The sequence below is a fragment of the Schlesneria sphaerica genome (assembly GCF_044336245.1).
In the GTDB taxonomy this organism is placed as follows: domain Bacteria; phylum Planctomycetota; class Planctomycetia; order Planctomycetales; family Planctomycetaceae; genus Schlesneria; species Schlesneria sphaerica.
Genome location: NZ_CP172346.1, coordinates 966,669 through 987,996, shown reverse-complemented (window position 1 = coordinate 987,996; position 21,328 = coordinate 966,669). Strand labels below are relative to the sequence as shown.

The 21,328-nt window shown below is 56.2% G+C and carries 20 protein-coding genes; 5 read left to right on the top strand and 15 right to left on the bottom strand.

The genetic code is table 11. The features are described from left to right. Positions 1-4 precede the first annotated feature (4 nt). The 4 genes from ACGY09_RS03820 to ACGY09_RS03805 form a co-directional block, all read right to left on the bottom strand. Positions 5-1,474 (bottom strand): DUF1501 domain-containing protein, encoded by a 1,470-nt coding sequence (locus tag ACGY09_RS03820; RefSeq protein WP_373651515.1) that lies wholly within the window; start codon positions 1,472-1,474, stop codon positions 5-7. A 265-nt stretch (positions 1,475-1,739) separates the two neighbouring features. Continuing rightward, positions 1,740-2,249, bottom strand: a complete 510-nt coding sequence (locus tag ACGY09_RS03815; protein ID WP_373651516.1) for a hypothetical protein — start codon at positions 2,247-2,249, stop codon at positions 1,740-1,742. Positions 2,250-2,617: 368 nt separating this feature from the next. Next, positions 2,618-3,076 carry a hypothetical protein gene (locus tag ACGY09_RS03810; RefSeq protein ID WP_397570521.1) on the bottom strand — a complete coding sequence of 153 codons (459 nt, stop codon included), beginning with the start codon at positions 3,074-3,076 and terminating at the stop codon, positions 2,618-2,620. A 263-nt stretch (positions 3,077-3,339) separates the two neighbouring features. After that, on the bottom strand, positions 3,340-4,353 hold the full coding sequence (locus ACGY09_RS03805) for a DUF1559 domain-containing protein (RefSeq protein WP_397570520.1): 1,014 nt from the start codon (positions 4,351-4,353) through the stop codon (positions 3,340-3,342). 938 nt (positions 4,354-5,291) lie between these two features. On the opposite strand from ACGY09_RS03805, the gene gap reads away from it, so the two are divergent. From gap to ACGY09_RS03790, 3 genes are all read left to right on the top strand, one after another. Next, the gene (gap, locus tag ACGY09_RS03800; protein WP_397570519.1) at positions 5,292-6,341 is read left to right on the top strand and encodes a type I glyceraldehyde-3-phosphate dehydrogenase; all 1,050 of its coding nucleotides are present in this window, start codon (positions 5,292-5,294) and stop codon (positions 6,339-6,341) included. Positions 6,342-7,081: 740 nt separating this feature from the next. Continuing rightward, positions 7,082-7,573 (top strand): hypothetical protein, encoded by a 492-nt coding sequence (locus tag ACGY09_RS03795; RefSeq protein WP_373651520.1) that lies wholly within the window; start codon positions 7,082-7,084, stop codon positions 7,571-7,573. Then, entirely contained in the window at positions 7,570-8,796 is a 1,227-nt protein-coding gene (locus tag ACGY09_RS03790) for a hypothetical protein (RefSeq protein WP_373651521.1), read from the top strand. The genes ACGY09_RS03795 and ACGY09_RS03790 overlap by 4 nt, the downstream gene beginning before the upstream one ends. 211 nt (positions 8,797-9,007) lie before the next feature. Here the strand turns inward: ACGY09_RS03790 and ACGY09_RS03785 are convergent, their stop codons facing one another. Further along, positions 9,008-9,739, bottom strand: a complete 732-nt coding sequence (locus tag ACGY09_RS03785) for a hypothetical protein (RefSeq protein ID WP_373651522.1) — start codon at positions 9,737-9,739, stop codon at positions 9,008-9,010. A 540-nt stretch (positions 9,740-10,279) separates the two neighbouring features. Here ACGY09_RS03785 and ACGY09_RS03780 point away from each other — a divergent pair. Together ACGY09_RS03780 and ACGY09_RS03775 are read left to right on the top strand one after the other, a co-directional pair. Beyond that, on the top strand, positions 10,280-11,902 hold the full coding sequence (locus ACGY09_RS03780; protein WP_397569182.1) for a hypothetical protein: 1,623 nt from the start codon (positions 10,280-10,282) through the stop codon (positions 11,900-11,902). 55 nt (positions 11,903-11,957) lie between these two features. Continuing rightward, on the top strand, positions 11,958-12,329 hold the full coding sequence (locus ACGY09_RS03775) for a hypothetical protein (protein WP_373651523.1): 372 nt from the start codon (positions 11,958-11,960) through the stop codon (positions 12,327-12,329). A 114-nt stretch (positions 12,330-12,443) separates the two neighbouring features. On the opposite strand, the gene ACGY09_RS03770 is transcribed toward ACGY09_RS03775, so the two are convergent. The 10 genes from ACGY09_RS03770 to nrfD are packed head-to-tail and all read right to left on the bottom strand — an operon-like array spanning position 12,444 to position 21,281. Beyond that, the gene (locus tag ACGY09_RS03770; protein WP_373651524.1) at positions 12,444-12,788 is read right to left on the bottom strand and encodes a cytochrome C oxidase subunit IV family protein; all 345 of its coding nucleotides are present in this window, start codon (positions 12,786-12,788) and stop codon (positions 12,444-12,446) included. Further along, positions 12,785-13,456 carry a cytochrome c oxidase subunit 3 family protein gene (locus ACGY09_RS03765; RefSeq protein ID WP_397570518.1) on the bottom strand — a complete coding sequence of 224 codons (672 nt, stop codon included), beginning with the start codon at positions 13,454-13,456 and terminating at the stop codon, positions 12,785-12,787. The genes ACGY09_RS03770 and ACGY09_RS03765 overlap by 4 nt, the downstream gene beginning before the upstream one ends. Continuing rightward, positions 13,453-15,117 (bottom strand): cytochrome c oxidase subunit I, encoded by a 1,665-nt coding sequence (ctaD, locus tag ACGY09_RS03760; RefSeq protein ID WP_373651526.1) that lies wholly within the window; start codon positions 15,115-15,117, stop codon positions 13,453-13,455. The genes ACGY09_RS03765 and ctaD overlap by 4 nt, the downstream gene beginning before the upstream one ends. Beyond that, positions 15,114-16,031 carry a cytochrome c oxidase subunit II gene (gene coxB / locus ACGY09_RS03755; RefSeq protein ID WP_397570517.1) on the bottom strand — a complete coding sequence of 306 codons (918 nt, stop codon included), beginning with the start codon at positions 16,029-16,031 and terminating at the stop codon, positions 15,114-15,116. Before coxB ends, ctaD begins: the two co-directional genes overlap by 4 nt. Before the next feature lie 20 nt (positions 16,032-16,051). Beyond that, complete coding sequence (locus ACGY09_RS03750) at positions 16,052-17,011, bottom strand: SCO family protein (protein ID WP_397570516.1); 960 nt, start codon at positions 17,009-17,011, stop codon at positions 16,052-16,054. Beyond that, positions 17,008-17,439, bottom strand: a complete 432-nt coding sequence (locus tag ACGY09_RS03745; RefSeq protein ID WP_373651529.1) for a hypothetical protein — start codon at positions 17,437-17,439, stop codon at positions 17,008-17,010. Before ACGY09_RS03745 ends, ACGY09_RS03750 begins: the two co-directional genes overlap by 4 nt. Further along, the gene (locus tag ACGY09_RS03740; RefSeq protein WP_397570515.1) at positions 17,436-18,617 is read right to left on the bottom strand and encodes a hypothetical protein; all 1,182 of its coding nucleotides are present in this window, start codon (positions 18,615-18,617) and stop codon (positions 17,436-17,438) included. The genes ACGY09_RS03745 and ACGY09_RS03740 overlap by 4 nt, the downstream gene beginning before the upstream one ends. After that, positions 18,614-19,372 (bottom strand): c-type cytochrome, encoded by a 759-nt coding sequence (locus ACGY09_RS03735; protein WP_397570514.1) that lies wholly within the window; start codon positions 19,370-19,372, stop codon positions 18,614-18,616. The genes ACGY09_RS03740 and ACGY09_RS03735 overlap by 4 nt, the downstream gene beginning before the upstream one ends. After that, positions 19,369-19,914 (bottom strand): DUF3341 domain-containing protein, encoded by a 546-nt coding sequence (locus ACGY09_RS03730; RefSeq protein ID WP_373651532.1) that lies wholly within the window; start codon positions 19,912-19,914, stop codon positions 19,369-19,371. The genes ACGY09_RS03735 and ACGY09_RS03730 overlap by 4 nt, the downstream gene beginning before the upstream one ends. Before the next feature lie 2 nt (positions 19,915-19,916). Beyond that, positions 19,917-21,281 carry an NrfD/PsrC family molybdoenzyme membrane anchor subunit gene (gene nrfD, locus ACGY09_RS03725; RefSeq protein WP_397571842.1) on the bottom strand — a complete coding sequence of 455 codons (1,365 nt, stop codon included), beginning with the start codon at positions 21,279-21,281 and terminating at the stop codon, positions 19,917-19,919. Between the last annotated feature and the right edge of the window lie 47 nt (positions 21,282-21,328).

The window sequence follows — 21,328 nt, the reverse complement described above, 5'->3', positions numbered from 1 at the left end:
ACGCTCATGCGTTCTGCAGGATCTCTGTCACGACGCGTCCACTGACATCAGTCAAGCGGAAATCACGGCCGTTGTACCGATACGTTAACCGCTCATGGTGAAGACCTAACTGGTGAAGAATCGTCGCGTGCAGGTCGTTGATACTGACCCGGTCGATGAGTGCTTTGTAGCCGATCTCATCCGTTTCACCGAACAGGGTTCCCCCTTTAACGCCTCCCCCGGCGAACCAGGTGGTAAAGGCGTGCGGATTGTGGTCTCGACCGGTTCCACCCTTCTGTACGAGCGGCAGGCGACCAAATTCACCCCCCCAGACGACCAGGGTTTCGTCGAGCATTCCACGCTCGGCCAAGTCCGTCAGCAATGCTGCGATCGGCTGATCTGTTTCCGCGGCAAAGCCGGTATGGTTGCCTGCGATATTCGCGTGACCGTCCCAACTCCGTTCGTTCTCCATTCCGCCGGAGTAAATCTGCACAAAGCGAACGCCCCGTTCGACGAGCCGTCGAGCCGTCAAACACTGCTTCGAGAAGTGAGCGCACTTGGGGTTGTCGAGTCCGTACAGCTTCTGTGTCGCTTCTGATTCACTCGCAAGATCCAGTGCTTCGGGGGCGGCCATCTGCATGCGGTAAGCCAGCTCGAAGGATTCAATCCGCGCCGCCAGTTCTGACTCGGCCGCATGTCGATCCAGGTGAGTCCGGTTCAGCGTGGCCAGAAGATCGAGTTGCGATCTCTGCTGCTGGTCAGACATCCCCTGTGCCCGTTTCAGATTTTCGATCGGATCGCCTTGAGGTTTGAGTGCAGTTCCCTGAAAGACGCTGGGTAAGAAGCCGGCACCCCAGTTTTGAGCATGTCCTTTGGGAATTCCCCGTCCCAGTGTGTCGTACATGACGACGAAAGCGGGCAAGTTCTGGCTTTCACTCCCCAGACCGTATGTGACCCAGGAACCGACGCAGGGAAAGCCCTGCCGGGACATCCCGGTATTGATACGAAACAGAGCAGGGGAGTGGTTATTGGAATCAGTCCAGCAGGAGTAGACGAAGGCCATCTTGTCGACGTGGCGAGCCATCTGCGGAAAGATTTCGCTGACCCAGGCACCACATTCTCCATGCTGTCCAAACTTGAAGGGGGATTTCATCAGGGGGCCCCCCTGACCAGCGAAGAAACCCGTGGTCTGATCGAATCCGACAAGCTCAGTGCCGTCCCGCTTCTGCAGTTCTGGTTTGTAGTCCCAGGTGTCGACCTGGGACGGTCCCCCATTCATGAAGAGCCAGATAACCGATTTCGCCTTGCCAGGGAAATGGCCGGGACAGGAGGCGAGCGGATTCACTCCCGAAGACGTCGCAGCATGTCCCAACCCCCCTTCCTGGGCCAGCAGACTTGCCAGCGCGAGGGAACCGAATCCATTCCCAGCCTTCGCGAGGAATTGTCGACGTGTCGAACCCCACGGCAGCGGAGCAGTTGGAATGTGTGTCGACATGGGATCTCTCGCGAGCTTTTTGAGGAGATTCAACTGGCGTGACTACACGATTCTATACCGAATCAAAACGTCCGACGTCCAATCTGCGAATGTCAGTGATACGTGCCGAAGAACGTGGATGCCGACTCGCGAGAGCATTTCAGGAGAAGCCGATCTGGATGTTGATGCAAAGGAGAACAGGGAGCAGCGCGGCACTGCTCCCTGTTCTGAATGTGATTCGCAGAAGGCGAACTGATCGCGGCGATCGTCGTCTCGATGTCCTTCCTCACGACTTTTCATTGATGACGGGGGGCTCTGCGGGCTTCGGAGCGTGCGGTGCCGCGTGGGGCGTGAAATAGGCGACGGTCACAATGCAAACCGCCATTCCCATGATCCCCAGCCAGAGACGTGGGTCGGCCTGGGTCTTGGTTGTCAGCACCGCGACGATGGCGCTGACGGACACAGCCGTCCCGAACACGATGGGCATCACGACTTGAGGCATCGCGGTTCCTCCAGTGAACATGGCCAGCGTCAGCGTCAAAGCTCCCCATGCTCCCAGCGTACCCGCGGCAAATCCCCAGATCGTCCCTTGCCGGGTGAACGTAAAGGCGTCTCCTTTGGCAAACATGCCGACCAGCCCACCGATGATTCCCCAGAGCAGGTATGCCACGCCGATCATGACGTACGGTTTGAAGGGGCTCTTCTCGAATGCACGCGCCTGACCAAGCACGGGGCCATACGTTCCCCAGAACAAGCCAGTCAAAAGCGCGAATACAACAGGCAGAAGACTTTTCATTTCACGGGTCTCGAATTCGTCAAATTGTCCGGACGGTTGGTTGCAAATGCAGGGCAATCTTAACGGAGAACCACGGATTCTGCACGTCCCGTAGAGGCGACTCATCGACCTTCACGCGATTCAACCTGGTCATGTTAAGTGGGGTTGAGACGCTGCTTTACCCGCACCGCTACGGCTGCGGGGCTGGCACGTAAACGCAGAATGCCCCCCAACCGGGGGGCACTTGAATGAATCACATTGTTGACGGTGAACCGCGAGGCCCGGTCAGTCACCGTCTTCTCATCGGGTCGAGCGGCCTGCCACTGGAAATCGGGAGCCGCGCTGATCGGGGGCGAACCTGAGCGAGATTCTGACGGGCTCCGCTTTAATCAGCTCTTCAAGTCCAGCTTGAGCGGCGAGGGGGCAGATGTCCCCACGCTCACTTTGAAGCCTGATGTTGTCGGTGAGTTGTACTTTTTCGGGATCAGGGACTTTGCCTGACCCATCTTCATCGTCTGCGCCATCGCATCTTCCGGCTTCAGATCCGCCGAGACGTTACGTTTCTCGACTTTGGTGACGGCGACACCATACTCACCAGTCATCGCGCCGGGGATCTGATTTCTCGGGTCGAAGTACGTCTTAACAGTAAAACGGCCTTCTGCATCGGTCACGCCTCCTGCAGATCGTAACTTCGGGTCGCTCGGGACCAGGACCACATCGGCTCCTTCCAGCGGCTTGTCATTCAACGTCACGACTCCGGTGACAGCATATGTTTTAGGAAGCTTGCTTCCTCCACAGCCGATGACCAGCAAGGCCATCAAGAGTACCAACAAAGAAAAAATGCGCACGACGGTCCTTTCTTTTCAGAAGGATTTAACCAAAACCAGGTCGACTGCAGGCGAGGTGAGCGAGCGCTTCTCCAGGCCTCCGACTGCATCATAAGGGGAGTGTTAAATTTTCCTCTGCCGTACGAAGCGTTAGCGACATTGAGTTGAAAGCGTTTCTGATCAGGTCCTGGCCACTCTGAATTGATGATTCCAGGATGGACGATGCTGCCAGATTTGCCCCGGTGAAATGTACCGCACGCACCAGCAGGACATACCGCTGGTGATTAGAAATCGCCGATCACGCCCCCATCTGCCTTGTCTCCGAGGCGGGCGTAGGTCAGCCGATCGATATTCTGTCCGATAAAGCGAACGGAGCCGTCGCCCAACAGAAACTGGGCGCCACCGACATGCTTTGACTTGAATCCGAATGTCGCATTCCAGTTGTTGCCATTGTTCGAAAAACAGGGGTTCGACTCGTAGCCCGGTTGTCCCGGGCAGGTGGGAAAGTTGATCGGGGCTGTTGTGGCGTACCACAGTGATTCAGGCCAGGCCCATCCCCACGGAGAGTACAAATTACATTCCATGAGAATTTCACCCATGAGAATCGTATTCGAGGTTCCATCGGAGAGCTGACTGAACTTCGCTCCGTACGGCGAAAAGTATCCCCGTCCGAACGGTCCGGAGATTTGCCCGCCGTTCCCATAATCGGAACGAACATTTCCGCGATTGAATGGATCTTCTCCGTCACCGTCGTTGTCGAGTCCCATTCCCGCCGGATAGGTTCCGGCCCATGTCGCCAGATTACAGCCTGCATTCGACTGAATCTGTTGGGCCCCGATACTCGGAGCATAACTGCAGCGGGCAGCGCCTGTGCTCGGATCTTTATCGCCCCCTCCCGTATCGCTTGGGCAGATATAGCTGGTAATGAGGTGGTCACAGACTCGCTTGCCGTTTACAGGTTCAAGAGTCAGGTTGGCCGATAAGAAATTAATTCCATTATATAGCGGTGCCTGATCGATGTAGGGAAGAATGCCGATTAGAACACAGAGATTGTTTCCCCGATATCCATCAGTATAGCCCGCATCATACTTATTGATCGGGAGCATATTGAATGTGTCGTGATAGTTGTGCATAGCGAGACCCAGTTGCTTTAGATTGTTCTTGCACTGGGTTCGTCGAGCCGCCTCTCGCGCCTGCTGCACCGCGGGAAGAAGCAGGGCGATCAGCACTGCAATAATCGCAATCACGACTAAGAGTTCAATAAGGGTAAACGCTTTGCGTAAGGATCGGAAAGACATACGCAGTCACCTCCAGAAAAAAAGGAAAACGGAGAGCATGACAGACGTTGGCCGTGTGAAGAGAATTATCCGGCATCAGGTACTTGATGCAATTCGGATGAGTGGGAGTAACGGCGGCCAAAACTCAAAAACCGTGATGGTGCAGATGAACAGTATTGCATTCCCCCGAATGGGGACTCTCACACGAAGATTAATAGAATCTTAAATAGCAAAAACCGGGTAGCAGCTTGCAAGAATCGATGGGCAGGTCAACGGGCACGTGGCGTCATGACGGCGTATAACGGTGGATGGTTTCATCTACGCCTGGAAATATGACGGGGCTTGCTTCTTTGGACACGTCAGTGAGACGAAGAATCAAATGTCCGTCAGACCTGCGGCGGGGGCGGACAGTCGCCAGGAGGATCTGTTACGCGGGCAGACCTCTGCCATAAGCGGTTACCTGTCCTGCCTCCAATAAGTTGAATCCGATGCATGTTGGCGAGCCGATCTCGGGCCGGCCCGTCGGAACCAAGATCGTCGAGGCCCGTGTTGGGTGGCAGATCGAGTAGCGGAAGCATCGCGCAATAGGGGCTCTGCCACACCGAGCGACTGCTCAGATCACGACGGTGAAACAAGAGTCAGCGATCTCACCCTTTTGAGGACGCATGCAGGGTGAGATCAGATTGGCGGTTGCCGATCCATAGGCTGAAGAGGCGAGCCGAATCTCGTAAACCTCAAGAAATCGGTCGATTTTACTCTGTTTCTTTGTTTCGAGAGGGCCACATCTTTTTCGCTCTGCATGAGAAGGGCAACCTTGTTCGGCTGAGGGGGGAGAACTAGAATTGTCGATCTTGGTCTGGCGAAGGTTTGTGGCGGGTCATCTCTTTGAAAATGGACTCGCTGTCCGTTAGGACACGCTTCAGCCAGGCAATTCAGGCAAACATCTCAGGAGAAGTATTGTGACGGTGAAGGTCGCGATTAATGGATTCGGCCGTATCGGACGTTTGGTCTTCCGGGCGATGGTTGAACAAGGCCTTGTCGGCAAAGATCTACAGGTCGTCGCCGTGGGTGATCTAGTCCCCGCTGATAACCTTGCCTACTTGTTGAAGTACGACACGACGCAAGGCCGTTTTGCTGGTGAAGTCAGCTCGAAGAAGTCGAGCCCTGACAAAGCGGAAGACGACATTCTGGTTGTCAACGGACACGACATTCACGTGGTCAGTGCCAAGTCCCCTGCAGAATTGCCCTGGAAGCAGTTCGGCGTTGATATCGTGATCGAATCGACCGGCCTGTTCACCGAAGCAGAAAAGGCCAAAGGCCACATCACCGCTGGCGCCAAGAAGGTCATCATTTCGGCTCCTGCCAAGGGTGAGGACCTAACTGTTGTGATGGGCGTCAATTGCGACAAGTACGACGCGAAATCGCATCACATCATTTCCAACGCGTCCTGTACGACGAACTGTCTTGCACCCGTTGTTCACGTTCTGCTGAAGGAAGGTTTTGGCATCGAGGAAGGTCTGATGACCACCGTCCATGCCTACACCGCCACGCAGAAGACGGTCGACGGTCCCAGCAAGAAGGACTGGAAGGGTGGCCGTGCCGCCGCTCAGAACATCATCCCCAGCACCACCGGCGCTGCCAAGGCCGTGGCATTGGTTTGCCCCGAAGTCAAAGGCAAGCTGACCGGTATGGCGCTTCGCGTCCCCGTGCCAACGGTTTCGGTTGTTGACTTGACTGTAAAAACCGTTAAGGAAACAAGTTACGCAGAAATCTCTGCCGCCATGAAGAAGGCCAGCGAGACCTATCTGAAGGGTGTGCTCGAATACACCGAAGACGAAGTGGTCAGCAGCGACTTCATTCACAGCAAGTCGTCATCGGTCTTCGACAAAGGTAGCGGTATCGAGCTCAACAACCGCTTCTTCAAGCTGGTCAGCTGGTACGACAACGAGTGGGGTTACAGCAACCGCGTTGGCGATCTGGTGAAGCTGGTCATCTCGAAGGGTCTTTAGTCGATTGAGTCGGTCGCGATCTGGACAGCCCGTTCGCGGTCGGATTCAAGAAACTTGAGAAACAGTGTGCGCGTGCCGCACTTCAAGTCCGAAAGGTCCATCGAATACGGTTCCGGCACTGAATGAATATGGCATCCCGAATGGCTCAGAGCCATTCGGGATGTTTTCTTTCCCGTCTTCATGATTCACTCCCGTTTTGCCTTCTTTATCAGCGGAGAACTCGCTGATCGTGATGAGAATGCCTCCGCATGTGCGTCCGAGGCAGAGGATTTTTCATTGCAAACCCCGCACTTTCGTTTGGAGTTTGGGGCCTCTCTCGCCGTCTTGCTGATTTCCGAGCCCTGTGTGAGTCTGTAGGTCCGGTGGCCCGAATGGGGTGGTCCGCCGGGAGACGTTCACCACAGACCTCCGCTGCTGTTGGTCTTTGTCGATACTTTCCAACGCGTGGAGCATGCGATGGGGAGGGCGGGGAATGGGTATCAGGTGTCTCTCTTATCCGTGCGAACTCTGAGTGATTCGACGTACGGAGGCGATTCCGCCAGCGAGAGGAAAGGCGGAAAGCTCTCCTGCCAGAGCGGCGACGACATTCGTCTTGCGGCAAAACTCGCCGATGAAGTAAAACCCCGGCGCAAACGGGGCAAGATTTTCCGGCCTTACTGTTTACACATGCAGTCACCTCTCTGACCTGGACGATTCGAACAGCGTCTTAAACTCATCCGCCGACGGAACCTTTCTGACGAATGGACTATCACCTTAAACCACTGGGTAAAAACTGTGCTGCGACGGGTAAACCGCTCGTCCCCGGCTCGGTGTGCCACTCGGTATTGGTTGAACGTGAGAATGGACTCGTTCGTCTGGACTTTTCCGACGAGGGGTGGACTGGTCCACCAGCGGGGCACTTTGGCTGCTGGACCGTCGAAGTCCCCGCGGCAATCGATCCCAAACTGACCAGGATCGACCCCGAAGTCGCGATGCGGTACTTCGAGCAACTGAGTGAAGAGGCAAGTCCGGTTCACGAGCGAACCCGTTATGGGCTGGCGCTCGTGCTGCTGCAGCAGCGGAAACTGAGGTTGGAGAATGTTCGTTATGAAGACGACCGCGAGTTCCTGGAACTGAGTGGTGTTCATGGCGAAGGGACGTTTGAGGTCTTCAACTACCATCTTGGTGATGCGGAATCGCAGCAGCTGATTTCAGAACTGAAAACCCAACTTTCAGCGGAGTGGCAGGGATGACCCGATTTACAACCCTGTCACTACCCCTCCGCAGTCCGCAAAACGTCGGCTCGGGTGTGGCGATTGCATGCGCCGTGAGACGACATTCAGAACAAGCAGGTCGCCCACGAGCACTTGCTCTCCGACTGATGTCGCTGTCTTTGCTGTTGTTCGTCGCTGGTTCGCTTTCGGGCTGCGTCTCAGGCCGTGGAATTATCTGGAAGCGGGCGCGTGACCCGATGGCCGGGGCACCTTGTCTGAAGAACGTCAGCAACCCTTCCATCGAAGAAGTGGTCGCACACCTGAATCAGAACACGGATCGCATCCATAGTTGGCAGGCGAAGAAGGTGAAAATCCGTGTCGACAAGTATTCGTTCAATGGAATGCTGGCCGTCGAAAAAGACCGGAAATTCCGCCTTCAGGTGATGTCGATGCGAGGAAAGGAGGTCGATCTTGGTTCCAACAGCGATCGCTTCTGGGTCTGGGCTCGCGAGATGGATCCAGGATTTGTGACCTGTCGGCACGAAAACATGGACGCCGCTCGCCATCAGATTGGTATTCCTTTCGAACCTGACTGGTTGCTGCAAACGTTGGGCGTTGCGCCGCTGCCGACGACCGGAGTCACTATTGAAACTGACCCGGAATACGAGCAAGCCCGGCTGATCGAGCAGATCGTCACTGCCCACGGGCTGCCACTGCGACGTGTGGTGCTGGTCGATCTCAAGAAGGGGATCGTGATCGAGCATAGTCTCTACAGCAATGACGCCACGCGCCTCGCCCAGGCCAAACTCGATGATCATCGACTCGACCCCGCCTCTGGGGCCGTACTCGCCCACCAGATTCGGTTGGACTGGCCGCAGACGAAGATGACTTTGACGATGGATCTGGGAGAAGTACAAATTAATCCCACCTCCATTCCGGTGGATTGCTGGGACTTACCCGAGTTCCCGCATACTCAGGTGGTGCACCTGGATGCCAAAATGCAGCGTCCATCCATCGCGGGGGAGCAGAGCAGTCCGTCTACAGATCGCCTTGTCCCCGTAGAAACGTTCCGTTCTCATGAGTCACATAATTTTCTTCGCGGAGACGATTACCTGAACGAAGAAGATGTCGAAGTGGTCGACGATGACGTGACTGACGATTCCTTTCAGACGATGGAAGCCGATTCAGAAGAAGAAGAAAAAGAGGAGCGGTTCCGAGAATTTCGTGATATCGCGCGGGAATCGGACGCGTCGCCCTATTGACCCCGTCTATGCCGGATAACCGCGGCGGGCACTTCTTCAGACGATTTAGAGGCTCAGACGGTACCACTTCACCAATCGAAACCTGCTTGATTTTGACTGCACGCCTGAACAAAAACATCGCCCACAGGAGCGGTTTCAGGTCCCTCATCCTGTGGACGATGCACGTCAGAGAGGCGGCAGCATCGATCAAGCGTCTTCATTCGTCGCAGGTCTAACGCAAAACGGGACGAGCTGCCCGGTTATCGCGGAAATAAACCTCGGCGGGAAAATCGTACGGTGTACCTGTCAGCTCATTCCACCCGTCGAGTTGTGCCGGCTCGAGGACCGACCGCAGACCCTCGTTGAACTCGGCACGGCCCTGATTGTATCGCTTGAGCACCTGGTCAGGATTGGTTGAGTAGTCGCGACGCCACGTCGTCATACGGCTATCCCAGTCTTGCTCCAGCTTCCGCAAACGTTCCAGTTGGGTATCGTTCAGCCGGATACGGGATCGGACATCCTCATCATTGAACGCGCTGATTCCGCGATGCTGCCAGTAGAGCTGATTGTATCTTCGCCGCAGGGCAGGGTCTGAGATGGCCGTCGATGTAGATTGATGAACTCGTCGATTAAAGTCCGCCCGAAGCTCGTCTCGAATCTTTGCGCGTTCAATGTCTGTGGCAGCAGGATCGATCTTACTCATTCCCTGCTGGTATCGTTCGAGTGCCTTCTGGTAGTTGGCTTCCAGCTTCTCGTATCGGCGGTCGTCGAGGTCCAGTTCACGGCGGATTGCAGGATCGCTGAACCAGGGTTGATCGGGGACCGACCAGTCCGTGCTGGGTTCGACCACAGTACGCGTATTGAGCGGCTGATCCGTTGGCTCGACCTGTCCAGTACAGATCTGTGCCAACTTCAATGACCATAATCCAACCATTAATCCGTATCGGAGTACTCGTAAGCTCATGGCATCCTCGCATCTGCTAGTAATCGGGAACTTAAGATGTGCCATACTAAGAATGATGGCACCTGATTAGTGGGGCGAGGTGCAAAGAATGTGCCCCCTAACATAGCTGAAGGTTGTCGCTCAGGATCTCCGGGAAGTGATCGGGAGCATTGAGTGACGTGGGGGCTCGCCATTGAGGAGATGCGAGGCTTGCACTCGGCGGCGTGGCCTGTTGGATCTGTAAGCCCGAGGAACTCCCGCAAAACGGGGCATGGAATATGCGACACGCTTTGCCTGACGACGCATGGTTTCGCTCAATCGACGCGTGCGGATACGGCGAGGGAGCGAGTCCAGTCAGACCGAATTACATTTGAAGTGTTGATCAAACCACGGGATGCAAGCCGAATGGTGCGCCGTTCCGGCCGCTACAAGAGGGGGTGCAATCCCGTTTTGCGGTCGAGTACGGAGAAGTGATTATTTGCTGAGTGATCTCTGAGTCTGTGTTATTCTTCCCTGCTGTTGTCCAATCGAGGATTGGATGGATTCGGCACCGAGATCGCAATGGAGGGCGGTCGAATGGGAGGGATTTCCTTGGACGGTCGGGATGGTGAGTTTATTAAATCCGTTTCGGAGATGCTCTTCCGATTCAGTGGCGAGGTGTTTCCGAAGCTGGGGGAGTGGGAACGTCGTCTGAAAGGAGACCCGCTGAGTCTGGAAGCCCTTGAGTTGGAAGTCCAGCGGGAGTTCGCGCGGGGTGCGGGGATGGTCGTGGCGGGCTTGGCATCAGTCGTGATGCAGACACCGGAATTTGCCGCTGCCGCCGAGCAGACGCGACAAGACTATTCGATTCCGCTATCCAAGGGGCGTGATCGAAAGATGTCGGTTCGGCTTCTGGGGGGCGTGGTCATGTGGATCACGTCGCTTTACTGTGAAGCGAGTCGTCGTCGCGGGAATGGTCTGCAGAAGGAAGAATCAGTCTCGGGCCTACAGATTGAACAGGTGCAATTCGGGCTGGGAAAGAAAGTCTCTCCCGGGCTGGAGAGTACGGTCTCTCGGCAGTCGGCTCTGTGTCCCTCGTTTGAACTGGCTTGTGAGGAACTGGAGCGTCAGGGACTGTCGCTCAATCTCAAAACGGTGCGGCGGATTTCTCAGCAGTGCGGTGAGAAACTGCTGAAGCTACGAACGGCAGAATTGGCCTCCTGGCGTGCTGGAACTTTGGCATCGACAAACGAACTGTCGGGGAAGCGTGTGTCGATCCAGATCGACGGCGGCCGGACGAAACTCCGTGGAAAACTGCGAGCGGCAACGCCTCATGCAGAACAACTCAACGAAGACGGTTTGATTATCAGTGATGCGCCGGGACGCTCTAAGCGCCTCGCAAAACGGACGTTCGATGGCGAATGGCGCGAACCCAAGTTGATGACGATCTTCATTCATGATGAGCAGGGGCGCCTGGAGAAGAAGTCACGCATGACAATGGATGGGACGTTTGCGGGACCTGACGCTATGGCGGAACTGGTTGCCATGCACTTGCATCGCCTGGGAGCAGCCAAGGCACTGAGCCTGACCTTTGTCAGTGATGGAGCGGTCTGGATCTGGGACCGCGTCGATCAAATCGTGGCTCAAGCGCGGATTCCGAAGGAGGTCGTGATTCATCAGGTTCTGGATACCTGCCATGCCGTGCATCATATCTCACGAGCGTTAGCCACGCTCGGCGTGACCACGGAACAGCGGATGCCCCTGTATCGGGATCTTCGCACGCGACTACGTAACGGAGAATGGGAATACGTCGTCCAGGAACTACGAGTGTTTGCTGAAGACGAACCCACCAACGCGGAACTTCAAACCGAATTGAACTACCTCCAGCGACACGGGGATGCGGGACGATTGAACTATGCCGAATTTCGTCGCTGCGGTCTCCCCCTGGGAAGCGGTGCCATTGAAAGCAGTATCCGCCGAGTCATCAACCTGCGGCTGAAAGGAAACGGCGTCTTCTGGCGAGAACATCACGCGGAAGAAATGTTGCAACTGCGCGCCTTGGTGATCAGTCGCCGTTGGGATGAACAGGTCAAACGAATGCGAGCTTGGACCAAGAAACATCACCTCGCCACCTGGCAATGGACACCCCAACTGATGTCCTGCAAAGTTGAACCCCAAACCGCGAGTCCACAAAACACCCTGTAATCAAGAGTTTCACCGAACGCAAAACGGGGTTGCACCCACAAGAGGAGCAAGAATTATGAGCGCACCGAACGATGAGCGAATCATTACAGCAATCGAAGCGGGATCCCTTGAGGTGCACGCACTTCCGAAACTGGTACCCGATACCTCTGCCGAAACGGAGGTATTTCAAATCGTTCTCACCCTCTCCGGTGATGAGATTGCTCGATTGGGAGTCTGGAAGACATCCTCGGGCGGTGTGTTTGGTGACGGGGCTCCGCGCGTCAACGTGATGAACAAAACGATTCATGTCCTCGCAGGAGATCGAATGCAGGGGAGTTTTGATATCGAGTGTGAACTCCCAACGCAGGCGGAAGAAATCGCCGAAGCTCTGCAGGAACAGCTGACGAACGCCTACGACGAAGTCGAAGTAGAGATCGTAAATTCGTAGGTATGGTGCACTTCCCAATCAATCGTCCCTCACAATGGCATAGCCTTTCGACTCTCATTTGATGTTCTTTGCAATCCAATCTTCCTGGCCCGTTTCATTCGGCGAAGTTGGTCGCTACGGCTTGGCTCCCGCTTCGAACCGCGGAGCGGGAATTACCCATGGATCACTCTTGGGGTCCCAAGGTCGAGACCAGTAGTCCGAGAACGTCAGTGAAAACATGATCAGCAGCCAGAAGAACGCGATCGTGATCACCAATTTCACGAGCGGCGTCTCTTGCTTAATGTGCATAAACACTGCACCAATCAAGACGGCTTTGAGCGAGGCGATGGCCAGTGTGATGGCGATGTTCCATGGTCCTGCATCGTACCGAGCGGCGAGCACGGTTGCCGCCAGCAGGACCAGCAGCATTCCATAGACGCGGAAGTACGTCCCCACCACGGTCCGCGTGTGCGATATCATGGGTGAGCTCCGATCAGGTAGAGCAGCGGAAACAAGAAGACCCAGATCACGTCGACGAAGTGCCAGTACAGGCCGATCATTCGAACGGGCGTCGCGAATTCTCCCAGCAGTCCGCCTCGCATCGCTTTGACGAGCAGTACCAGCATCAATCCGAGCCCGATCACCATGTGCAGCAGGTGGACGCCTGTCATCACGTAGTACAAATCGTAGAACAATTCGGCCCCTGGGCGCGTCGAGTCGACGTCCCAGCGGAAGGGAAGCCCCATTAATGGCATCAGCCCATGCTGATATTTTCCGTGGTATTCCCAACCTTTGATCGCAACGAAGAGGGTTCCCAATCCGATCGTCGCTGCAAGTAATTGCGTCAGCTTGCGCTGGTCACGGGATTGCGCGGCATGCACCGAAATCGCGACCGTCAGACTGCTGGTCAGCAGAACTGCCGTATTGACTGTGCCCCAGACGACGTCCAGATGGTGACTGGCAGCGGCGAAGGCCGCTTCATCGTTCAGCCGATAGAGAAAATAGGTCAGAAAAAGACCCGCGAAGAACATCAGCTCCGTCGCCAGAAACAACCACATTCCAAGGTCCGCGGCGGCTCGTTGCTGCTCAAGATCATCGAACTGATGCGCCAGAGGAGATTCGACATGGGTGTGGCTGTCAATAGTCATCGCAATCCTTCCTCAACCTGTTGATTGTCGATTGCGGGATAGTCGTAGGCCTCATGTCTGACGACTGGCGTCCGTGCAAAGTTTTCTGTAGGCGGCGGGGACGGGGTTTGCCATTCGAGTCCGGCCGCTCTCCAGGGGTTGGCAGAAGCAACTTTGCCATAAAAGAGCGACCAGATCAGGTACGTGAGGGGAAACAGGTATCCTACCCCTAGGATCGAGGCCCCCGCCGACGACATCACATTCAGCACCTGAAACTCAGGTGGATAGATGTGGTACCGCCGAGGCATTCCCAGATAGCCCAGAATGTATTGAGGGAAGAAAGTGAGGTTGAAACCGACAAAGATCAGGATCGCCGAGAGTCTTGCCCACCCCTCCGGGTAAAGGCGGCCCGTCATTTTCGGCCACCAGAAGTGAATGGCCCCGAGGTACCCCATGACCGCGCCGCCGACCATGATGTAATGGAAGTGGGCCACAATGAAGTAGGTGTCGTGCACATGCACATCGACCGCCAGCGCCGCGACGAACAGTCCGGTCAGGCCTCCCATCGTGAAGAGGCCTACAAAACCCAAGGCGTAGAGCATGGGAGTGTCAAAACTGATGGAACCTTTATGCAGCGTTGCCGTCCAGTTGAACACCTTCACTGCGGAAGGGATCGCCACCAGATAACTGAGCATTGAAAAGACCAGCCCGGCGTAGATCGACTGTCCGCTGACAAACAAGTGGTGTCCCCAGACGAGGAAGCTGAAGGCCGCGATGGCGAAACTTGAAAAGCCAATAAACTCGTATCCGAAAGGTCTTTTGCGACAAAAGCAGGGAATGATTTCGCTGACGACCCCCATGCTGGGCAGAATCATGATGTAGACGGCCGGATGCGAATAGAACCAGAACAGATGCTGAAAGAGGATCGGGTCACCACCCAACCGGGGATCAAAGATGCCCAGTCCCAGCAGTCGTTCCAGTCCTACCAGAACCAGAGTGATCGCCAGTACCGGGGTGCCCAGCACCATGATGATGCTGGTGGCGTAGATGGACCAGATGAAGAGGGGCAGGCGAAACCAGACCTGTCCCGGAGCACGCATCTTGTGGATGGTGACGATGAAGTTCAGGCCCGTCAGAATCGATGAAAATCCGGTGATGAAGATCCCCACGGCGGTCGCCATGACGTAGGTATTGCTGTAGGTACTGCTGTAAGGAGCATAGAACGTCCAGCCGGTATCCACGCCCCCCGCCAGCAGGGCATACAGCGTGAATACTCCTCCCACCATGTAGACGTACCAACTCAGCAGGTTCAGGCGAGGAAACGCCAGATCGCGCGCCCCGAGCATCAGGGGGACGAGAAAGTTTCCCATGACCGCCGGAATCGACGGGACCAGGAAAAAGAAGATCATGATGACACCGTGCGCGGTGAACAGCTTGTTGTAGGTCTCGGACCGAACCAGGTCCGCCTGCGGGGTCATCAGGTCCAGGCGGACCAGTGTCGCGGCAATCCCGCCAAGCACGAAGAAGGCCGTGATCGACACCAGATAGAGCAGGGCGATCCGCTTGTGGTCCGTCGTGAAAAGCCATGAGCGGACGGTGTACCCGGAGTTCAGATAGTGCCGTTTCGGCAACGAAACTGACTCGGGAGAAACGGATGTCGGACGATCGAGTGCGGCTGTCATGGTTTTGCCAGCGATCTGATGTAAGTGATCAAATAGATAAGTTGCTCTTCGCTAATCTGCCCCTCATAACTGGGCATCAACGGTTCGAATCCGGCAACAACTTTAGCGGCCGGCCTGAGGATCGACTCGCGCAAATAGGTTTCGTCCGCGGGCACGCTGCTGCCATCAACAAGTTTGACGTCGCGTCCGAAAAGGCCTTCCAGAGGGGGGCAGCGGCCGGTCGCCCCCTCCGGACGATGACATGTCACACATCGAAATTCCTCATAGAGCCGTTTACCGGCCGCGAGGGGTGATTCCTGCATGTTCGAATTGGCAAGCCATCGTTCGTACTCGGCCGGCTCCATCACGATGACGCGTCCGATCATGCGCGAGTGATTCGTGCCACAGTATTCTGCACAGAACAAGTGAAACGTCCCCGTGCGTGTCGCCTCAAACCAGCAGTTGGCGTATCGGCCTGGCACGACATCCCGTTTCGTACGAAAGGCGGGGACAAAAAAACTGTGAATGACGTCTTCGGAGATCAACGTCAGTTTGACCGGGTATCCCAGCGGAACGTGCAGGTCGTTGATCTCGCGCTGTCCGCTCGGATGCTGGAACTTCCACATCCACTGCTTTCCGACGCCGCGAATCTCTATGGCATCATCCGGGGGACGGTATTCGGAATAATACAAAGATGCTCCCCAGGCAAAGATGGCCATGGAGATAAGCAGCGGAACCACCATCCAGAGAATCTCGAGCCATAACGAATGGTCTTCCCCCTTCGATCGATCAACCTGCTGGTTTCCCCGTCGATATTTGATGGAGAAGTAGACGATCAAAACGGCGATCAGGACCGTGAAGAAGGTCGATACGCTCAACAGGAAGTAGTAGAGCAGGTCCACGCTCGGCGCGAGTGTCGAGGCTTGCTCTGGCATTAATCGGAATCCGTCGTCGATCATTGCTGCTCCCGTAGGTGAGGATCGAGTTCGGGAGTCTTGAGCGGCAAGGCCAGGTCGGAATCTCCCTGGACCAACCGGGAACGAGCACACTCACGTCGATACATGCGGTACAAATAAGTCCCAAGAACGAGTGCGGTGAGAATACCGGCCCAGCGCAGCAGGCCCGCGATGGCCAGACCATACTTTCCCGTCAGTGGATCGTAGTGGTAACACAGGAGCAGAAACTGTTCGACCGGTGACCCGATCGCTCCATTCGAGCTTTCAACCAGTCCCAGCCGAAGGTCGTGGGGAGAGTATTCAATTCCGTAAAAGTAGCGCGAAACCCGTCCGTCCGGCGTGACGATCATCACCCCGCTGGCGTGGGCGAACTGGTCCGTCTCTTCGACGTAGCGGTAGTGAAACCCGACGGTATCGGTGAGTCGATCGATCAGCGCCTGGTCGGCTGTCAGAAAATGGATTCCTGCTTCTGCCTCTGACTGGCGTGTCATTCGGACGTACTGGCGTTTCTTCTCGGCTGCCAGTTCGCTTCCTTCCCGCGGATCAAAGCTGACCGCGATAAAATCATAATCCACGCCGATCTTCAGCGGGATCGCGTGGCTCACCTTGAAAAAGCCATTCAGCACCTGGGTGCACAGCATGGGACAGCGGTATTGCACCAGTGCGAGGACGACAGGTTTCTCGCGGAAGAATGCGTCGAGTTGGACTTTCGATCCATGTTCGTCGACGACGATTCCGTCCAGTGGCAATTGGGCGTTCAATCGCTGTTCAATTCCCACATCGCGCAGTAACTCGGTGGAGGGACTTCGACCGGCAGGCGAATTGTAGGGGCCTCCCGTTGCGAATCTTTGAGCCAGTGCGGATGAGCACAGGATCAGATCACAAAGCGCGATGCCCAGAACCCACACAGCGCAGGTGCCGAATGTCTTGCTCCAAACAGGGTTTTGCGGGTGTTTCATGGCCGGGGTTCCTCCTTGGCGGTCGGGCGAGCGGGCCCTTCAGGTTCGGGCAAACCCTGTGTGGCAAGAAGCTTGATCGCTGCCTCCACCGGAACGTGAACCACCCCCTTTTCCCGGTCGATCCATCCGTAACTCGTCAGATGTTTCAGCTCAGCATTTTTCAAGTCCCTTAGTTCGACGGAGGGTTGGGGCTGGAGCTGCGGTCCGGAATACGTGACATCCGGGGTGAGTGCGCTGACTTCCTGTCGGTTGCGCTGAATTCGGGATTCCATGGTGGAATACATCCAGCCCAGTAACGGCATGACCAGCGCGACCATGGCGACAAGTCCCGCGCCGAAGCGGCCAATCAGGCTGGGGCGAACGTCAGACGTCTCGTGGCCCGGATCGGGATGGGAGTCTACGTGAGAGTCGTGGGCGGGTTGCGTCATGGAGACTCTCCTTCCAGTAACGGGTCATAGATTGGCCGCGAAGTCCGCTCGACGAGTCGCCAGGAAAAGAGAGTCAGCCAGATCCCTCCGAGCGCCATCCAGGTGACGACGGAAGTCCAGTCAACCCGGAGACCGCGATAACCAGCCTCGTCCTGCTGAAACCCGGGCGCCACGGTCCAGTAGAGATCCACGTACCGCATCAACAGCAGCAGGCCGGCTATCCCGCGCAGGTACTTTCTGTCCCGTTTGATTGTGCGAGACAGCAGCAAGAAAAAAGGGACGACGAAATGCAGCAGGACCAGGGAGATCGCCAGGTGCTGCCATCCGCCACTCAGTCGATGGACGTACCAGAAATTTTCTTCGGGCAGGTTCCCCGACCAGATGACGAGGTACTGAAAGAACGAGCAATACGCCCAGAACATCGTCGAGGCGAGCAACAAATTGCCCAGATCATTCAGACGCGACGTTGTGACGAGCCGGGACCAGGGATAGTACGACTGAAGCGACGTGATGACCAGAACCGCGAAGGCGAGTGCCGCGACTCCCTGACCAGCCACCTGAATGAGAGCGTACATCGTCGAATACCAAAGAGGTTCCAATGACATCGACCAGTCAACGCATGCCAGTGTGAAGGTAAACCCGAAGGCAATGAACCCCACGCCGCTGGCGGTTTGCAGCCACCGTGCCCGTTCGGAGTCGGGATCGCGCTCTTCATTGGGTGACCAGCGATTCAGGAACAGGGTGATGGCGATCCAGACCGCGAAATAAATCAGTGCTCGAATCTGGAATCCGGTGACGGTCAGATAGGCGGACTTTCGCATCAGGACCTCGTGATGATGCACATAGTCCGGATTTGTCCAGGGATAGATTCCAGTCACATCCAGCCAGATGGGGACGAAGAAGATCAGGAACAACGGAACGGTGTCGTATCCTGCCTCCAGACTGCGACGTATGGTTCGACCCCAGCCACCCCCCGATAAACCGTGGATCATGGCGATGGAGAGTGACCCAAGTGCCAAACCCAGCCAATAGAGGAAGGCTGTCAGGTATGACGGATAAAAGTGTTCTCGGTCGTAGAAGTACGCGAGTATGGATCCGAGCAGGCCCAGCCCACCCATCATCAGTCCCCAGGTTCTGAGACGATGGACAACCGGCATGAACTCACGTGGAGCCTTCATTCCTGTGGCTCCTCCTGAGGGACCTGGATTTGGTTGCTCAGTTCTGTGGCTGAGAGTTCCTTCCGGACTTGTTCCGGAAGGTCTTCAACCTGTGAATGCTGACTCCTTTGAAGTGCCCGCAAATACGCGACGATCGCCCATCGGTCTGCGGCGTCGATCCGACTTGCGTAACTCGACATGGCACCGAATCCGTGTGTGATCACATCGAAGAAGTGGCCGTTCGGAACTTCACGGAGTCGGTCAGTGTGGAAAGAAGGTGGTTTGCGGAACCCCCGTCGCACGATGATCCCATCCCCTTCGCCTGATTGACCGTGGCAGACCGAGCAAAAGATTTCGAAGCGGTCTTTGCCCCGGATCATCAACTGAAGTCGAAGCTCTGCGGGTTCGATCGAGTCAAACGGGCTGCCAAACCTGGCCGGATTCCGATCGTACAGTGCCTGAAACGCCGCTTCAGGAATTCGGACGGCGAGTCCGTCTCCCTGCTTTCCGGTGTAAAAGGGCTGATCCTCGCGTAGATTCCCCCGGGCAATTGTCCCTTCGACAGGCGGGCGCGCAGACAAGCCATCCCTGAAAAAATGACTCTGTTCCAGCGGTTCGTAGCGCGGCTGGTCATACATATCGAGACGGTCACAGCCCAGCGTCGCCCCTAGCACCAGTCCCCAGATCAACAGATGGGTTCGCCGATCCGGAAGCCTAAGCGGATTGGCCGAGAAAATCCTGCAGCCGTGCACCAGCGTCGATCGTCTGATCTTCATGGCTGCACCTCATGCACGCGGGATGTTAACTGCTCCAGAAATCGACGTGTTTCATCGAGTCGGAATAGAGGGTCCTTTGCCTGGATACAGAGGAAGAAGCGATCACGCGAGGCGAGGCTGAACTCGGGGACCTCAAACAGAGGGTGGTTGGGATGAGGCAAACCATTCAGCGCCAGCATCCCGAAGAACGTCGCGAAGGCCGCACCCAGCACGGTCATTTCGAATGTAATCGGAATAAATGCGGGCCAGCTGTGCAGCGGACGCCCTCCGACGTCGAGCGGGTAACTGATCACGGACGAGTAGTACAGCATGTAGTACGCTGCACTCCCGCCGATCAGTCCCCCCAGCAGCACCAGGAACGGCAAACGCGTTGGCTTTTGTCCGAGTGCTTCGGAAAGCCCCTCGACGGGAAACGGGGTATAACCGTTCATTGACCGATAGCCGGTGTCGTACGCCTTCTGCGCTGCGTGGATGATCTCTTCAGGATGATCGAATTCCGCCAGCAAGCCGTAGATTTTTTCTGGTTGCGAGGGGATCGCCATGGTTACGTCTCCTCGCTTGATTCGTGGACCAGTGTTCTCAATTCAAAAATGGAGATGACGGGCAGCAGGCGAACGAAGAGGAACAGGAGTGTAAAGAATAGTCCAATGGAGCCGATGAAGTGGGTGTAATCCCAGACGGTCGGGTAGTACATCCGCCAGGCCGAGGGAAGAAAGTCACGATGCAGGCTGACGACCACGATAATGAAGCGTTCCAGCCACATTCCCACATTGACCAGCAGGGATACCACAAACAGCACGGGGATGCTGCGTCGCAGTTTGCGGGACCAGAACAACTGCGGGGCCAGAACGTTGCAGGCGATCAAACCCCAGTAACTCCAACCATAGGGGCCGAGCAGGCGATTGATTGCGAGATACCGTTCGAATTCGTTTCCACTGTAGTATTCAAAGAAGATCTCGGCCGCATACCCATAGAACATCATGCAGCCGGTCGCGAGAATCACCTTTGCCATGTTTTCCAGATGACGGAGCGTGACGAAGTCCTGAAGCGAGTAAATTGATCGCAGGGGAATCATCAGCGTCATCACCATTGCGAAGCCCGAGAAGATCGCCCCGGCGACGAAGAACGGTGAGGAGAAGGTGGTGTGCCACCCCGGCACGATCGCCGCCGCGAAGTCCATCCCTACGATACTGTGGACCGAGACCACCAGCGGCGTCGCCAAGGCCGCCATGAGCAGATAGGCCACTTCATATCGCTGCCAGTGCTTGGCCGAACCGCGCCAGCCGAGAGCCATGATCCCGTAGACAATCTGACCGAACCGATTGTGGGTTCGATCCCGCAGGGTCGCGAGGTCGGGAATCAGGCCCATGTACCAGAAGAGCAGCGATACGGTGAAGTAGGTCATTACAGCGAAGACGTCCCACACCAGCGGGCTGCGGAAGTTTGGCCACAGATCCATCGTGTTCGGATAGGGGAGCATCCAGTAGAAGACCCACGGTCGCCCCATGTGAAGTAGAGGAAACAGACCTGCACACGACACCGCGAACAACGTCATTGCCTCAGCAAATCGATTGATGCTCGTTCGCCATTCCTGGTGCAGCAGGAGGAGGACGGCCGAAATCAGAGTTCCAGCATGGCCGATCCCGATCCACCAGACGAAGTTCACGATCGGGAAGGCCCAGCCGACGGGAATGTTCGTTCCCCAGATCCCGATTCCCCGGGCAAGCAAGTATGCCGTGGCGTAGAGCAAGGCCATCATCAAGGTGAATGAGAGAGCGAAGCCGAGAACCCAGCCACGCGATGTCTTCCGGGTCAAGACGATGGAACTGATCTGGTCAGTGACGGATGCATACGTATGGCCCGGCTCGAGGACGGGAGTTTCGTCGACGGGGGCTGGCACTTCTGCCATGGAAGCAGAAGCGTCGAGCCCCGGGTGGGTGCGGTGACGGCCACGTT

What these genes read in the sequence shown, in the direction of transcription:
- ACGY09_RS03820 (WP_373651515.1), bottom strand. Translation starts at nt 1,474, where the DNA reads ATGTCGACACACATTCCAACTGCTCCGCTGCCGTGGGGTTCGACACGT.
- ACGY09_RS03815 (WP_373651516.1), bottom strand. Translation starts at nt 2,249, where the DNA reads ATGAAAAGTCTTCTGCCTGTTGTATTCGCGCTTTTGACTGGCTTGTTC.
- ACGY09_RS03805 (WP_397570520.1), bottom strand. Translation starts at nt 4,353, where the DNA reads ATGTCTTTCCGATCCTTACGCAAAGCGTTTACCCTTATTGAACTCTTA.
- ACGY09_RS03795 (WP_373651520.1), top strand. Translation starts at nt 7,082, where the DNA reads ATGGACTATCACCTTAAACCACTGGGTAAAAACTGTGCTGCGACGGGT.
- ACGY09_RS03790 (WP_373651521.1), top strand. Translation starts at nt 7,570, where the DNA reads ATGACCCGATTTACAACCCTGTCACTACCCCTCCGCAGTCCGCAAAAC.
- ACGY09_RS03785 (WP_373651522.1), bottom strand. Translation starts at nt 9,739, where the DNA reads ATGAGCTTACGAGTACTCCGATACGGATTAATGGTTGGATTATGGTCA.
- ACGY09_RS03780 (WP_397569182.1), top strand. Translation starts at nt 10,280, where the DNA reads ATGGAGGGCGGTCGAATGGGAGGGATTTCCTTGGACGGTCGGGATGGT.
- ACGY09_RS03775 (WP_373651523.1), top strand. Translation starts at nt 11,958, where the DNA reads ATGAGCGCACCGAACGATGAGCGAATCATTACAGCAATCGAAGCGGGA.
- ACGY09_RS03770 (WP_373651524.1), bottom strand. Translation starts at nt 12,788, where the DNA reads ATGATATCGCACACGCGGACCGTGGTGGGGACGTACTTCCGCGTCTAT.
- ACGY09_RS03765 (WP_397570518.1), bottom strand. Translation starts at nt 13,456, where the DNA reads ATGACTATTGACAGCCACACCCATGTCGAATCTCCTCTGGCGCATCAG.
- ctaD (WP_373651526.1), bottom strand. Translation starts at nt 15,117, where the DNA reads ATGACAGCCGCACTCGATCGTCCGACATCCGTTTCTCCCGAGTCAGTT.
- coxB (WP_397570517.1), bottom strand. Translation starts at nt 16,031, where the DNA reads ATGCCAGAGCAAGCCTCGACACTCGCGCCGAGCGTGGACCTGCTCTAC.
- ACGY09_RS03750 (WP_397570516.1), bottom strand. Translation starts at nt 17,011, where the DNA reads ATGAAACACCCGCAAAACCCTGTTTGGAGCAAGACATTCGGCACCTGC.
- ACGY09_RS03745 (WP_373651529.1), bottom strand. Translation starts at nt 17,439, where the DNA reads ATGACGCAACCCGCCCACGACTCTCACGTAGACTCCCATCCCGATCCG.
- ACGY09_RS03740 (WP_397570515.1), bottom strand. Translation starts at nt 18,617, where the DNA reads ATGAAGGCTCCACGTGAGTTCATGCCGGTTGTCCATCGTCTCAGAACC.
- ACGY09_RS03735 (WP_397570514.1), bottom strand. Translation starts at nt 19,372, where the DNA reads ATGAAGATCAGACGATCGACGCTGGTGCACGGCTGCAGGATTTTCTCG.
- ACGY09_RS03730 (WP_373651532.1), bottom strand. Translation starts at nt 19,914, where the DNA reads ATGGCGATCCCCTCGCAACCAGAAAAAATCTACGGCTTGCTGGCGGAA.
- nrfD (WP_397571842.1), bottom strand. Translation starts at nt 21,281, where the DNA reads ATGGCAGAAGTGCCAGCCCCCGTCGACGAAACTCCCGTCCTCGAGCCG.